The sequence below is a fragment of the Streptomyces sp. NPDC006265 genome (genome assembly GCF_040613555.1).
Lineage (GTDB): Bacteria > Actinomycetota > Actinomycetes > Streptomycetales > Streptomycetaceae > Streptomyces.
On record NZ_JBEXSH010000154.1, the window covers coordinates 1 to 13,463 of the forward strand.

Sequence of the window (13,463 nt, forward strand, 5' to 3'; positions counted from 1 at the left end):
GTCCTCACAGCTCGATGCAGGTGCGCAGGGCGGTCCCGGTGCGCATCTGGTCCAGGGCCTCGTTGATGTCGGCGAACGGGACCCGGTGGGTGATCAGGCCCGTCAGGTCGATCCGGCCGGCCCGCCACAGGGCGATGGTGCGTTCGTAGGAGCGCAGCACGTCACCGCCGCCGTACATGGACGGCAGGATCCGCTTCTCGTCGAAGAACAGCTCGAACATGTTGAGCTGGAGGAAGTCGTCCATGGCGCCGGCGCCGACCACGACGAGGGTGCCGCCGCGCCGGGTGTTGTCGTACGCGGTGCGTGCCGTGGCCGACTTGCCGACGACCTCGAAGACGTGGTCGAAGCCCTCGCCGGCGGTGATCTGCTGTGTGGCGTCGGGCAGTTCGTCGGGCGATATCGCCCGGGTGGCGCCGAACTTGAGCGCGGACTCGCGGCGGGCCTCGATCGGGTCGACGGCGACGATCTCCGCGGCGCCCCGGAGCCGGGCGCCCTGGATCACGGAGATGCCGACGCCCCCGCAGCCGAGGACCGCCACCGACGAACCGGCCTCCAGGTCGGCCGTGTTGAGCGCGGCGCCGAGCCCGGTCGTCACTCCGCAGCCGATGAGGGCGGCGACGTCGAAGGGCACGTCGTCGGGTATCGGCACCGCGCAGCCGGCGTCGACGACGACCTCCTCGGTGAAGGTGCCGGTGCCGGCGAAGCCGAAGACGTCCCCGCCGGGGCGCTTGAAGTTGGGGGTGCCGGCGTTCATGAAGCCGGCGAGGCACAGCTCGGTCTGGCCGCGCTTGCAGGCGGGGCAGACGCCGCAGGCGGGCAGCCAGCACACCACGACCCGGTCACCGGCCTTCAGATGGCTCACGCCCTCGCCGACCTCGAGGATCTCGCCCGCCCCCTCGTGTCCGGGCACGAACGGCGCGGGCTGCGGCAGCACCCCGCTCATCGCGGACAGATCCGAGTGGCACAGCCCCGTGGCGCGCACCCGGATCCGCACCTTGCCGGGTCCGAACCCCACCGCCTCGACGTCGTCGAGGACCTCCAGCTTGTCCTGGCCGATCTCGTGCAGTACGGCTGCGCGCATGGTGCGGGCTCCCCTCGTACGGCGTTCTGGACTCAGGTGTGTTCGACGACGGTGTCGGCGAGGACGGGCGCGTCCGACCGCTCGACGGCACTGACGGCGACCCGGGTGGACTCCGGCGTGTGCCACATGCGGATCCGCAGGGTCTCCCCCGGATACACGACCCCGGCGAACCGGGTGGCGTAGGACCGCACCCGGGTCACGTCACCGCCGAGGAGCGTGTCGGCGACCGCCTTGAGCGTGATGCCGTAGGTGCACAGGCCGTGCAGGATGGGCCGCTCGAAGCCGGCGAGCTTGGCGAACTCCGGGTCGGCGTGCAGCGGGTTCCAGTCGCCGGACAGGCGGTAGAGCAGGGCCTGGTCGTCGCGGACCGGCCGCTCGACGGTCCGGTCGGGTGCGCCGGTGGGGGGTTCGAGGCGGGTGGAGGGGCCGCGGTCGCCGCCCCAGCCGCCCTCGCCGCGGATGAAGATCTGGGCGTCATTGGTCCACAACGGACCCTGGGTGTCGGCGACTTCGGTGCGCAGCACGAGGACGGCCGCGGTGCCCTTGTCGTAAACGGCGGCGATCCGGTTGGTCGCGGTGGCGGTGCCCGTCGCCGGGAGGGGCCGGTGGATGGCGAGGCTCTGGCCGCCGTGCAGGACGCGGGCCAGTTCGACCTCGATGCCGGGCATGGACAGACCGCCGGTCACGCCGGGCTTTCCGCCGCCCGCGACGGTGGCGAAGCTCGGCAGGACATGCAGCCGGGACTCCAGGGTGTAGCGCAGTTCGTCGGGGTCGGTGGCGGGGCTGCCCGCGCCGATGCCGAGGTGGTAGAGCTGCACGTCCCTGTGGTCCCAGGAGATCTCGCCGGTCCGGGGGCCGGCGGCGAGCGCCTTGGCTGCGTCGATGGGCATGGGGCTCCTGATCGCCGGAGGAAGGACCTCGGTACGGCCGTCCGCACCGTCGGCCGCACCGAGGCCGTCTGGGGCCGGACCGGGACGCGAACTGAAACGCGTTCCAGTCCCGCGCCCTCTGTATAGCCGAGGCCCCGGCAGTTGTGAAGACTCCTGACACTGTGTCAGATCGGCGTGGCGATGACATGTGTCCTGCCGGAGTGACGGCGGGGGCGCGGGCCGGAAGCGGGTTCGCGGTGACGGCGGAACTTCCGCCGGACGTGGCGGAGGAGCGGCCGGCGGGGGCGGGACGTTTTCGCAGCGAAGCGGACGTGTACGTTGACCGGTGGTCTGCGCCACCACACGCCGAAGGCGTCGGCAACTGCTAGGGGAACTGGAGCACATGGGACGCGTCGCCGTCATCACCGCGCCGAACATCGGGTACCGCAACACGGGCATGCTGACCGTGGACCTGGCGTTCGAGTCCCTGCGGCGGCGGATGGACACCGCCGTCGACACCACCTGGTACACCCTGCACACGCCGGAGACCGTGCCGCTGCGCGACGGTGCGCGGGGCACCGAGTTCCCGTTCCGCTTCCACCCGCTGGCCGAGCACCTCGACTCGCTCCGGGACCATGACGCGGTCGTCTTCTGGGGTGACTTCCTGCACACCCGGCACTACCTGGCCCAGGACGCGACGAACCGCCTGCTCGACTTCGGCTTCGCCGCGGACCGGGACGACGCCCGGGCGCAGCTGAACCGGGCCCTGCTGTTCGCGGACCAGCCGGACGAGGTCCTCGCGCGGACCGTCAGCTACGGCGGGACGATCCTGCACAACACGCAGTCCGACTACGAGGACAAGGAGTACGGCCCGCTGTTCTCCCGCCTGGTGACCCGCAGCCACCGGATGTGGGTGCGGGATCCGCTCTCGGCGGCGAAGATCGCGCATCTGCGCCGGGACCGTACGACCGACCACTTCGGTTCGGACGCGGCGCTGCTCTCCCGCCCCGGCGACCTCGACCATCTCCCGGCCACCGAGTGGTCCCGGTCGGTCCCCGACGGCGGCGCGATCGGCGTCTTCCTGGGGGCCCGGACGCCGATCCCCGACTGGCTGCCCGGCTTCTGCCAGGGCCTGTCCGACCGTCTGGGCGCCCCGCTGGAGTGGCTGCCCTGGTTCGACCGGGAGGTCCCCGGCGCGGTGCGCCACATCGCGGCCCGCCCGGGGAACCCCACCGTCGGCGACCTGGTCGGGGTCCTGCCCCGCTACCGGCTGGTCGTCACGGACACCTACCACCTGGCGGTCAACTCCTGGGGCGCCGGCACCCCGGCGGTGTGCGTGGGCGCGCCCGAGCCGACCCCCAAGACGCACGACGACTATCTGACGCTGAGCGATGTGAAGAAGCACGTCTTCCACATGGCGTACGACGCGACGGACTTCTACCTGACCACCCAGGAGGGGCACGGGCAGGACCTCGACCGGCTCCTCCGCCTCCTGGAGGGCGGCGCCGCCGACACGGTCGCGGCGCGCATCCGCGACCACGCGGACTATTCGGCGAGGGCGTTCACGCGGACGCTGACCTCACTGCTGGACACCGGCCACCCTGCCCTGAGCCCGTGACCGACCGACCCATCCGCGTGCTGCTCGCCGAGGACCAGGGTCTGCCGCCAGGGCTGGCTCTGACGCCCAGTGTCCGCCTGTGTCCTGTGCCCTACGCCCGCCTGAAGAACGCGGTCCACAGGAAGGACTCGCCGAAGCACTCCGACTCCTCCGGCTCGTCCCGCATCCGCCGCAGTTCGAGCTCGGTCAGGCCGGAGAAGATCCCGCGCAACGCCTCGGGGGTGTAAGCCAGTCCGCCCCTCAGCCCCGCCCCCTCGCGGTAGAAGTCGCCGTCGGGCAGCTCCGACCCCATCCCTCCGGCCCCGGCGGCGAAACACGTGATGCCGAACAGGCCGCCGGATGCCAGGAGTTGCTCCAGCAGGGCCAGGTAGCTGACCCGCCGGTGCGGAGGGAGATGGTGGAAGCAGCCGGAGTCGTAGACGAGGTCGTACGGTCCGGTGAGTTCTGTGGCGGCGAGCGCGAAGGCGTCCCCGCGGTGGAACCGTACGCCCTCGGCCCCCGCCTCGCGGGCGCGTTCCCGGGCCCAGTCGACGGCTGCCGAGGACAGGTCGACCGCGTCGACCTCGAAGCCCCGCGCGGCCAGATACAGCGCGTTGCGCCCCGGCCCGCATCCGAGGTCGAGCGCCCGTCCCGCGCGGGCCTGCCCCCGCTCCACGGCGGCCACCAGGCTCTCGTCCGGCTTCGCCACGAAGAACGGCACCGTCCGCGACCGGTCGGCGTAGAAGCGGTCCCACCAGTCGGCACCGCGGCCCGTCCACCGATCGGCCTCCGGTGCGAACAGTCCGTCGAGCAGGGTGAGTACGTCGTCGACGGTGCGTATGTTCCGGTCCATCCGGCCCCCTTCCGCGTCCGCCGACGGTACGTTCGGATCTCACGAAAGGCCAGGTCAGCGCCGCCTTTTCGGAGTGACCGGGAGGCTCTGGAGCGCCCATGGGGCCGCGTGCGGGCGCCCGCCGTCGGATCAGTGCGCCCCCGGGCCCGAACAGCGGCGGCGCCCCCGGGAAACGCCGTCACGCCCCCGTTCCGGGCCACGCCTTCCGTGGGTTTTTCAGGTGCCCTGGTGCTCCCTCGCCCGCCGCGGCAGCCACACCCACATCAGCACGACCCCGGCCGCCAGCACCACGGCCCCCACCCGGAACGCGAGGGCGTAGCCCTCGGTCAGGGCCTGCGGGGTCGCGCTGCCCGCCGATGCGGACGCAGCCAAGGTGGACAGGACCGCCAGACCCAGGGAACCGCCCATCGTGCGGGACGTGTTGACGAGGCCGGAGACCAGGCCGCCTCCTGTGGGCTCCCCGCCCGGGCCGCTGCTCCCGGCCTGCCCGGTTCAGTGCTGCCCGGCTCTGCTCAGCCCAGCCCAGCCCTGCCCGGCTCAGCCCCGGCCCCGGCAATCCCCCCTCGAGACCAAGGAAAGGTCAAGTTTTCGTTAGGGTGCCAAAGCAACGGAATAGTTGCCTGGACATACAAGGTTCAGAGTCCATGTAACCCGACGCTCCCCGGCCTGGAGGCCCCCCTCAATGACGCAGACGACGACAGACCGCCCCGCCGGCAGAGCGAGCGGGGCCGTGGTCCCCGTGCTCGCCTTCGCGGGCATCGTTGTCGCGGTGATGCAGACCCTGCTCGTTCCGGTGATCAAGGATCTGCCGCAACTGCTGGACACCGCCCCCAGCAACGCCACGTGGGTCCTCACCTCGACCCTCCTCTCGGGCGCGGTGGCCACCCCGATCATGGGTCGCCTGGGCGACCTCTTCGGCAAGCGCCGCATGCTGATCCTGAGCCTGGCCGTGATGGTCGTGGGCGCCCTGGTCAGCGCGCTCACCAGCGATCTGCTGCTCATGATCACCGGTCGTACGCTCCAGGGCTTCGCGATGGGCGCGATCCCGCTCGGCATCGGCCTGATGCGCGACATGCTGCCCCGCGAGAAGCTCGGCTCGGCGATGGCCCTGATGAGCTCCTCCATAGGCGTCGGCGGCGGCCTCGCCCTGCCCGCCGCCGCCCTGGTCGCCCAGCACAGCGACTGGCACGCCCTCTACTACGGCGCCGCCGGTCTCGGCCTGCTCGCGATCGCTCTCACCCTCCTCGTCGTGCCGGAGTCCCCGATGCGCGCCGAGGGCACCTTCGACCTGCCGGGCGCGCTCGGCCTCTCCGCCGGGCTCGTCCTGTTCCTGCTGCCGATCACCAAGGGCAGCGACTGGGGCTGGGCCTCCGGCACCACCCTCGGTCTGTTCGCCGCCTCGGCGGTCGTGCTCGTGCTGTGGGGCGTGATGGAGCTGCGTCTGAAGGCCCCGCTGGTCGACCTGCGCACCACGGCCCGCCCGGCCGTCCTCTTCACCAACCTCGCCTCGATCATGGTCGGCGTCTCCTTCTACGTCGTCTCCCTGGTCCTGCCCCAGCTGCTCCAGCTGCCGAAGTCCACCGGCTACGGCCTCGGCCAGTCGATGGTCGTCGCGGGTCTGCTCGTCGCGCCGCTCGGCCTGACGATGATGTTCACGGCGCCCGTCTACGCCCGGCTGTCCGCGAAGTACGGTCCAAAGGTCACCCTGATCCTCGGCCTGCTGATCATCGCGATCGGCTACGGCGCCGGACTCGGCCTGATGAGCGCCGCCTGGCAGAGCCTGGTCATCTCGGTCCTGCTGGGTGCGGGCATCGGCCTGGCCTACTCCTCGCTGCCCGCGCTGATCGTGGGCGCGGTCCCGGCGTCGGAGACGGGTGCGGCCAACGGCCTCAACACCCTGATGCGCTCCATCGGCACGTCGGTGTCGAGCGCCGTGATCGGCATGGTGCTGGCGAACACCGCGAACAACGTGGGCGGCGTCGAGATCCCGACCATGCACGGCTTCCGGGTCTCCTTCCTGATCGCCACGGGCGCGGTGGCCGTGGGCCTGCTCCTGGCGCTGTTCCTGCCGGGCCGACGGCCGTCGGGCAAGCCGCAGTTGCGGGCCAGCAGCGAGGAGGACGCGGCGCTGGAGCGCGCCGAGCAGGTGCTGCGCGGCTTCCGCGGCCGGGTGCTCGGGGCCGACGGCTCCCCGGTCGCCCGCGCCAAGATCACGCTGATCGACCGCCGTGGCCGCCAGGCCGGGGCGACGCTCTCCGCCGAGGACGGCAGCTACGCGCTCACCGTCCCCGCCCAGGGCTCCTACGTCGTGGCCGCGCGGGCCACGGGTCACGGCCCGCTCGCCTCGTCCGCGACCCACGCGGGCGACGAGCGCCCGGTCGACCTGGACCTGTCGCTGCCGGGCGAGACGGTCTCCGCCTGACCCGCCGCCCGACCCCGCTACTCACCAGTACCCCCTGTCGTCCTCGCGGCAGGGGGTACGGCACGATGGCGCCCTGACCGTCGTACGACCGAGAGGAACCCCATGCCCGCGGCGCCGAAGCCCGAGATCCTGGCCGCGTTCGAGGCGGCGAAGGGGTTCATGCCCGCCGGTGAGGGCCTGGCGCTGTACGCGGCGGCCGTGGAGGCCGGGCGGCTCGGACTGCCGCTGCTGGAGGTCGGCACGTACTGCGGCCGCTCCACGGTCCTGCTCGCCGACGCGGCCCGCGAGGCCGGGGTCAGCGCCGTCACCGTCGACCACCACCGCGGCAGCGAGGAGCAGCAGCCGGGCTGGGAATACCACGACCCGGAGACGGTCGACCCCGAGATCGGCCTGATGGACACGCTGCCCACGTTCCGCCGCACGCTCCACCGGGCGGGCCTGGAGGAGCACGTGGTGGCGCTGGTCGGGCGTTCCCCGCGGATCGCCGCGTTCTGGCGGACGCCGCTGGGCTTCGTCTTCATCGACGGCGGCCACACCGACGAGCACGCCACGGCCGACTACGAGGGCTGGGCGCCGCACGTCGCCGAGGGCGGGCTGCTGCTCATCCACGACGTCTTCCCCGACCCGCAGGACGAGTTCACCGGCCAGGCCCCCTACCGGATCTACCTCCGGGCCCTCGCCTCCGGCGCGTTCACCGAGGTCTCGGCGACGGACTCGCTGCGGGTCCTGCGGCGCACGGGCCCGGGCATCTGACGCACCGGCACGCGCCGGGCGACTGGGCGGCTGGCCGGGTGAACCGCACCCCCCACACCCCTTCCCGGTCGGCCCACGGGCGGCGTGGCGAGTCGGCGGGCGTCCGCCACTGCCCAAGGATCCGGGCGCGTGGCACACACCTTCGAAGAGCTCGTGGAGAAGCAGCGCGCGGCGGACGAGGCGTACGCCCGCGTACGTCACCTCCAGGACGCGTACGGGCCGCCCACCCAGACCAAGTGGAGCGACCAGCAGACCACCACCTGGGAGACGGCCTGGCGCGCCTGGCGTGATCTCGCCCGGGACGTCCAGGCGGCGGTGACCGGGTACGCGAAGCAGGAGGGCACATTGCGCCAGGAGGTGGAGGCGCGGGTGAAGGAGGCGGTACGGCACGGGGGCGGCGGGAACGGGGCGTAGCCCGCCACCCGTCGGCCGTCCTCGGGCCGCTGCCCCCGCTCACGGCCGCTAGGGTGGCGACGTGTCGTACGTAGGCCCGGACTTCGAACCTCCCCAGCCCCGCCGCCGCCGCGGCCCTCTGACGGTCGCGCTCGCCGCGCTGGTGCCGGGGGCGCTGCTCGGCTGGCTGGTGTACGAGACGGTGGGCGGCTCGGGGAGCGACGACGGGGGTTCGGGGCGGGCGACCGTGCGGTCCTCCTCGCCCGCCAGGTCGAGCGCGCCCTCCGACGACGCCAAGGAGCCGAGCACCTCGCCGAAGCCCGCCGCCACGCCCTCGGCCTCCGCGCCCGCCGCCTCCGGTCCGCTCAAGGGCAAGGTCGTCGTCATCGACCCGGGGCACAACCCGGGCAACTTCCAGCACGCCTCCGAGATCAACCGCAAGGTGGACATCGGGACGAACTCCAAGGAGTGCGACACCACGGGCACGTCCACCAACGACGGTTACACCGAGGCGAAGTTCACGCTGGACGTCGCGCACCGGATGCGCACGCTCCTTCAGGAGCAGGGCGCCACGGTGAAGCTGACGCAGGACGGCGACCGGCCGTTCGGGCCGTGCGTGGACGAGCGGGCCCGGATCGGCAACCAGGCGAAGGCCGACGCCGTGGTCTCGATCCACGCGGACGGCTCGGGGGCCGGCAACCGCGGCTTCCATGTGATCCTGCCCGGCTCGGTCCACGCGGGCGCCGCGGACACCCGGGCGATCGTCGGCCCCTCCCGCGATCTCGGCGAGCGCGTCGCGGGCCGCTTCGTGGCCGTCACCGCCAGCGCGCCCTCCAACTACATCGGCGACGGCGGCGGACTCGTCACGCGTAAGGACCTGGGCGGTCTCAATCTGTCAACGGTTCCCAAGGTGTTCATCGAGTGCGGCAACATGCGCGATAGCAAGGACGCGGCGTTGCTCACCAGCGGCGCGTGGCGACAGAAGGCGGCGCGAGGGATCTCTGAGGGAATCGTGAGTTTCCTGCGCGGGTAGGTGCGGACCGGCAGATCCCGGCGGACACCCTGACCGGGCGGACGATAGGGTCCTCCTTACGATGAGGGGCCACCCCCGCGCTTCACACCGAGTCCGGACGGCGGCATGGTGACAGCGACGCCTCTACCGACGATGAGACGACTTACGAAGGACCTGAAGTGAATATCCGCTCCCTCACTCGGGGCGACGGCGTGGTGATCGGAGCAGCGGTATTGCTGTTGATCGCGTCGTTCCTCGACCTCTACTCGTTCGACAATGTCCCCGACAGCGTCGACCTCCCCATGCTGTGGGGCAGCGGCCCGGTCGTGTTCAGCGTCGTGCTGGCCGGGATCATCGGCGCCGCGCTCGTCGTCGTCTCCCGGGGCCTGCCGCAGGCCCCGAAGATCGCGGGCATCGAGCTCGGCCAGTTCGGTGCCGCCTTCACGGTGTTCGCCGCGTGGAGCGCGCTGGGCAACATCTTCGACGTGACCGGCGGCTCCGACAACTTCGAGGGGGCCAACAGCGAAGTCCTCCCGAGCCCTGGCATCGGCATGATCCTCGCCCTCATCGCCACGCTGCTGATGGCCGCCGCCGCGATCGCCACCCCCCTCGTCCCGGCCCTCAAGGGCGCCCTCCTCCCGGCTCCCCGCCCGGCCGCCCCGCAGCCCTACGGCGCCCAGCCCCCCGGTGGTTACGGCTACCCGGGCGCGCAGCAGCCCGGTGGCTACGGCCAGCCGCAGCCGGGGCAGCCGTACGGCGGTCAGCCGCAGCCCCAGCAGGCACAGGCCCAGGCTCCGCAGCCGCCGGCCGGGGACTTCTCCCCGTTCTGGTTCGCGGTGCCGGTGCCGCGGCCGCTGTTCGCGGAGGACGGCTCGCCCGCGCCGATCGCCGAACTCGCCCCGGGTACCTGGTACCTGGCCGTCGAGCAGCGTGGAGCGGCCCTGGTCGCCCAGACGCAGGACGGCCGCCGCGGTGTCCTCCAGGACACGTCGGGCATCCAGCGCGGCTGAGACCCACGGCCCTTCACGGCCCCTCGCCCTTCCGGGCGGGGGGCCGTTGCCGTACAGTCGTCGCCTTCGTCAGCTGACGCACCGTCAGGAGGCAGGTATGCGGCTCGGTCTCGCGCTCGGCTACTGGGGCCGCGGCCCCTCCCCCGGCCACGTGCACCTCGCGCAGGAGGCCGAGCGGCTCGGCTACGACTCGGTGTGGACGGCGGAGTCCTGGGGCTCGGACGCGTTCACCCCCCTCACCTGGATCGCGGCGCACACCTCCCGCATCCGGCTCGGCACGGCGGTCGCGCAGATGGCGGCCCGCTCCCCGGTCGCGACCGCGATGCACGCCCTCACCCTGGACCACCTCTCCGGCGGCCGCGTGCTGCTGGGCCTCGGCCTCTCCGGCCCGCAGGTGGTCGAGGGCTGGTACGGCCGCCCGTTCCCCGCCTCGCCACTCACCGCCACCCGCGAGTACGTCGACGTCCTGCGGCAGGTGCTGCGCCGCGAGGCCCCCGTCGAACTGGCCGGCCGCTTCCACTCCCACCCCTACCGCGGCCCGGACGCCACGGGCCTCGGCAAGCCCCTCAAGCCGATCACCCACCCGCTCCGTGCCGACCTGCCCGTCCTGCTGGGCGCCGAGGGCCCGAAGAACGTCGCCCAGACCACCCGGATCGCCGACGGCTGGCTGCCGCTGTACTGGTCGCCGACCCGGCCGGAGGTCTACGGCCCGGCCCTGGCGGAGCTGCCCGAGGGATTCATGGTCGCGCCGATGGCACAGGTCCGGGTGTGTGACGACGTCGCCGAGGGACTGCTGCCCGTCAAGGCGATGCTCGGCTTCTACATCGGCGGCATGGGCCACGCGGCCCGCAACTTCCACGCCGACCTGATGGCCCGCATGGGCTACGAGGAGGAAGCCCGCCGGATCCAGCGGCTGTTCATCGACGGCCGCCGGAAGGAGGCCGTGCTCGCCGTCCCCGACGCCTTCGCCGACGAGATCTCCCTGGTCGGACCGCGTGAACGGATCGCACAGCGACTGGAGTTGTGGCGCAAGGGCCCGGTGACGGACCTTCTCCTGCTCAGCCCGGACCCGCACACCCTGCGCGTTCTTGCGGAGTTGAACTCCTGAGCGATTCCCCTGGTTTCATCGAGAGTCCGAGGGCAATCCGAAAGGTATGTCCCCTCGATATCGCAACGGTGCGAATCAGGCCGGCACGATCGTCGCGGTCGTGGCCGACATCATGGCCCTCATCCTGGGTCTCTGGATCCTGATGTACTTGCTGGACGCCAACCCCGGCAACTCGTTCGTCCAGTTCATCCACGACGCGGCCCGCTGGCTCGCCGGCTGGTCGCACGACCTGTTCACGTTCGACGAGGCATGGGCCCGAGTGGTCTGCGGCTACGGCCTCGCAGCGGTGGTGTATCTGTTCATAGGCCACGCGATAGCCAATCGCGCACACCGGCATTGAGAACCCGGTCAGGGGTGCGGGACTGTGTCGATATGCGGCTCCGCCGCGTGGGCGCGACAAGCCACGCACGACCCGCGCCCGCACACCCATCACAACCACCCGAGTTCTCAGGTGCAGCAGTCCGACTCGAGCCCGACAGGCAACTCCGCACCACCGAAGACCCGGCACGTCGCCTCATGCCCACCCAGCGCGGCCACGGCCAGCAACAACGACCCCGCGGTCCACGTGGTCAACTCCCGCGGCCAGATCGCGTCGTCGTCGAAGACGTACCCGGTCCAGTACAGCCCGCTCTCAGGATCGCGCAGGTGCTGGATCGACTGCAGGATCTCCAACGCCCGGTCGGACTCCCCCATCGCCCACAGCGCGAGCGCGAGTTCGGCCGACTCACCCCCCGTCACCCACGGGTTGGGCACGACGCACCGCACGCCAAGCCCCGGGACGACGAACCGGTCCCAGTCCTCCTCGATCCGGGCCTTGGCCTCCGCGCCGGTCAGCGCACCGCCGAGCACCGGGTAGTACCAGTCCATCGAGTAGCGGTTCTTGTCGAGGAACCGCTCGGGGTGGTGGCGTATGGCGTGCCGCAGCGCACCCGCCGCCAACTCCCAGTCCGGCTGCGCCTCCTCCCGCTGCTCGGCGATGGCCAGCGCGCAGCGCAGCGCGTGGTGGATGGAGGAACTGCCCGTCAGCAGGGCGTCCGTCGTCTCCGTGCCGTCGTCGTCGCGCCGCCAGCCGATCTGCCCGCCGGGCTGCTGGAGGCGCAGCACGAACTCCACCGCCGCGTACACCGCCGGCCACATCCGGTCCAGGAACGCGTCGTCGCCGGTGGAGAGGTGGTGGTGCCAGACGCCCACGGCTATGTAGGCGACGAAGTTGGTCTCCCGGCCCCGGTCGGTGACGGCGGCGGCTTCGCCGTCGGTGTAGGCCGCGTACCAGGAGCCGTCCTCGTTCTGGTGCCGGGCCAGCCACAGGTAGGCCCGCTCGGCGGCCTCGTGCTCGCCGGCCGTGTCCAGGGCCATGGCCGCCTCGACGTGGTCCCACGGGTCGAGGTGGTGGCCCCGGAACCACGGGATCGCACCGTCCTCACGCTGCACGGCGAGGATGCCGGCGACGGTCGCGGCGGCCTCTCCCGCGGTGAGGACCCCGGGCAGGATCAGATGTTCCGTCCGGGGAGTGGTCACTTGGCGTCCGCCTCGGTGTCGGCCAGACGCGGCAGGTGCGGCTTGGTCGCGTACGCCACGAAGCTCTTGCCGATCAGCGGGTTCAGCGCCTGCTCGGCGACCCGGGTGGCCAGCGGCTTCTTCATGATGTCCCAGACGAGCAGCTTGTGGTACGCCCGCACCGGCAGCGCCTGGTCGTTGTCGACGCCGAACGCGCACTTGAGCCACCAGTAGGGCGAGTGCAGGGCGTGGGCGTGGTGCGTGCCGTAGGGCTCCAGGCCGGCCTCGCGGATCTTCTCGAGCAGTTCGTCCGCCTTGTAGATGCGGATGTGGCCGCCCTCGACCTCGTGGTAGGCGTCGGAGAGGCTCCAGCAGACCTTCTCGGGGCCGTAGCGCGGGACGGTGACGGCGATGCGCCCACCGGGCTTGAGCACGCGCACCATCTCCGCGAGGACGCCCTTGTCGTCGGGGATGTGCTCCATCACCTCGGAGATGATCACGACGTCGAAGGACTCGTCGGGGAACGGCAGCGCGAGGGCGTCGCCCTCCATCGCCGTGGCGGTGGCGCCCTCGGGGGCTTCGCCGGCTTCCTTCATCGCCGCGAACCACTTCGCGACCTCGCGGATCTCCTCGGCGTTCTGGTCCAGCGCCACGACCTGGGCGCCACGCCGGTAGCACTCGAACGCGTGCCGCCCGGCTCCGCAGCCGAGATCCAGGACACGATCACCCGGGGCGAGCGGGAACCGGGAGAAGTCGACGGTCAGCACGTGGCCCTGCTTTCGGAGTTGACGCCTTCTACATCTGCCGGGGCTGCGGAGACAGCACCTGCTGTGCCCGCGGGTACCGCGGGTGCCGTACTCGCGGGTGC

Annotated in this window: 13 protein-coding genes and 1 pseudogene; 8 read left to right on the top strand and 6 right to left on the bottom strand. The window is 72.0% G+C overall.

Annotated elements, in window-relative coordinates:
- Nucleotides 1-4: 4 nt before the first annotated feature.
- Nucleotides 5-1,081, bottom strand: coding sequence for a Zn-dependent alcohol dehydrogenase (locus ABZ281_RS15340; protein ID WP_356655688.1), 1,077 nt, complete (start codon nucleotides 1,079-1,081; stop codon nucleotides 5-7).
- A 32-nt stretch (nucleotides 1,082-1,113) separates the two neighbouring features.
- A complete protein-coding gene (locus tag ABZ281_RS15345) occupies nucleotides 1,114-1,971 on the bottom strand; it encodes a MaoC/PaaZ C-terminal domain-containing protein (protein ID WP_356655690.1) in 858 nt (285 codons plus the stop codon).
- A 382-nt stretch (nucleotides 1,972-2,353) separates the two neighbouring features.
- Here ABZ281_RS15345 and ABZ281_RS15350 point away from each other — a divergent pair, with 382 nt between their 5' ends.
- Nucleotides 2,354-3,568, top strand: coding sequence for a polysaccharide pyruvyl transferase family protein (locus ABZ281_RS15350; RefSeq protein WP_356655692.1), 1,215 nt, complete (start codon nucleotides 2,354-2,356; stop codon nucleotides 3,566-3,568).
- A gap of 91 nt (nucleotides 3,569-3,659) precedes the next feature.
- Here ABZ281_RS15350 and ABZ281_RS15355 read toward each other — a convergent pair whose 3' ends face one another.
- Nucleotides 3,660-4,400 (bottom strand): class I SAM-dependent methyltransferase, encoded by a 741-nt coding sequence (locus tag ABZ281_RS15355; protein ID WP_356655694.1) that lies wholly within the window; start codon nucleotides 4,398-4,400, stop codon nucleotides 3,660-3,662.
- 216 nt (nucleotides 4,401-4,616) lie between these two features.
- Nucleotides 4,617-4,844, bottom strand: a pseudogene (locus ABZ281_RS15360) (MFS transporter); the annotation flags it as partial.
- A gap of 238 nt (nucleotides 4,845-5,082) precedes the next feature.
- On the opposite strand from ABZ281_RS15360, the gene ABZ281_RS15365 reads away from it, so the two are divergent.
- From ABZ281_RS15365 to ABZ281_RS15395, 7 genes are all read left to right on the top strand, one after another.
- Nucleotides 5,083-6,822 (top strand): MFS transporter, encoded by a 1,740-nt coding sequence (locus ABZ281_RS15365; protein WP_356655696.1) that lies wholly within the window; start codon nucleotides 5,083-5,085, stop codon nucleotides 6,820-6,822.
- A gap of 102 nt (nucleotides 6,823-6,924) precedes the next feature.
- On the top strand, nucleotides 6,925-7,575 hold the full coding sequence (locus ABZ281_RS15370; protein WP_356655698.1) for a class I SAM-dependent methyltransferase: 651 nt from the start codon (nucleotides 6,925-6,927) through the stop codon (nucleotides 7,573-7,575).
- Nucleotides 7,576-7,704: 129 nt separating this feature from the next.
- Nucleotides 7,705-7,989, top strand: coding sequence for a hypothetical protein (locus ABZ281_RS15375; RefSeq protein WP_356655700.1), 285 nt, complete (start codon nucleotides 7,705-7,707; stop codon nucleotides 7,987-7,989).
- A gap of 61 nt (nucleotides 7,990-8,050) precedes the next feature.
- Nucleotides 8,051-9,001 carry an N-acetylmuramoyl-L-alanine amidase gene (locus ABZ281_RS15380; protein ID WP_356655702.1) on the top strand — a complete coding sequence of 317 codons (951 nt, stop codon included), beginning with the start codon at nucleotides 8,051-8,053 and terminating at the stop codon, nucleotides 8,999-9,001.
- Between the two features lie 158 nt (nucleotides 9,002-9,159).
- The gene (locus tag ABZ281_RS15385) at nucleotides 9,160-9,990 is read left to right on the top strand and encodes a hypothetical protein (RefSeq protein WP_356655704.1); all 831 of its coding nucleotides are present in this window, start codon (nucleotides 9,160-9,162) and stop codon (nucleotides 9,988-9,990) included.
- A gap of 97 nt (nucleotides 9,991-10,087) precedes the next feature.
- Complete coding sequence (locus ABZ281_RS15390) at nucleotides 10,088-11,098, top strand: LLM class F420-dependent oxidoreductase (RefSeq protein ID WP_356655706.1); 1,011 nt, start codon at nucleotides 10,088-10,090, stop codon at nucleotides 11,096-11,098.
- Between the two features lie 46 nt (nucleotides 11,099-11,144).
- Nucleotides 11,145-11,438 (top strand): hypothetical protein, encoded by a 294-nt coding sequence (locus ABZ281_RS15395; RefSeq protein WP_030837127.1) that lies wholly within the window; start codon nucleotides 11,145-11,147, stop codon nucleotides 11,436-11,438.
- Nucleotides 11,439-11,545: 107 nt separating this feature from the next.
- On the opposite strand, the gene ABZ281_RS15400 is transcribed toward ABZ281_RS15395, so the two are convergent.
- Nucleotides 11,546-12,616: a prenyltransferase gene (locus ABZ281_RS15400; protein WP_356655708.1), complete on the bottom strand. Its 1,071-nt coding sequence runs from the start codon at nucleotides 12,614-12,616 to the stop codon at nucleotides 11,546-11,548.
- Nucleotides 12,613-13,362 (bottom strand): class I SAM-dependent methyltransferase, encoded by a 750-nt coding sequence (locus ABZ281_RS15405; protein ID WP_356655710.1) that lies wholly within the window; start codon nucleotides 13,360-13,362, stop codon nucleotides 12,613-12,615. The genes ABZ281_RS15400 and ABZ281_RS15405 overlap by 4 nt, the downstream gene beginning before the upstream one ends.
- Between the last annotated feature and the right edge of the window lie 101 nt (nucleotides 13,363-13,463).

Excerpts from the sequence above, each read along its gene's own strand:
- ABZ281_RS15390 (WP_356655706.1), top strand. The coding sequence starts at position 10,088 with ATGCGGCTCGGTCTCGCGCTCGGCTACTGGGGCCGCGGCCCCTCCCCC.
- ABZ281_RS15340 (WP_356655688.1), bottom strand. The coding sequence starts at position 1,081 with ATGCGCGCAGCCGTACTGCACGAGATCGGCCAGGACAAGCTGGAGGTC.
- ABZ281_RS15395 (WP_030837127.1), top strand. The coding sequence starts at position 11,145 with ATGTCCCCTCGATATCGCAACGGTGCGAATCAGGCCGGCACGATCGTC.
- ABZ281_RS15350 (WP_356655692.1), top strand. The coding sequence starts at position 2,354 with ATGGGACGCGTCGCCGTCATCACCGCGCCGAACATCGGGTACCGCAAC.
- ABZ281_RS15355 (WP_356655694.1), bottom strand. The coding sequence starts at position 4,400 with ATGGACCGGAACATACGCACCGTCGACGACGTACTCACCCTGCTCGAC.
- ABZ281_RS15345 (WP_356655690.1), bottom strand. The coding sequence starts at position 1,971 with ATGCCCATCGACGCAGCCAAGGCGCTCGCCGCCGGCCCCCGGACCGGC.
- ABZ281_RS15365 (WP_356655696.1), top strand. The coding sequence starts at position 5,083 with ATGACGCAGACGACGACAGACCGCCCCGCCGGCAGAGCGAGCGGGGCC.
- ABZ281_RS15370 (WP_356655698.1), top strand. The coding sequence starts at position 6,925 with ATGCCCGCGGCGCCGAAGCCCGAGATCCTGGCCGCGTTCGAGGCGGCG.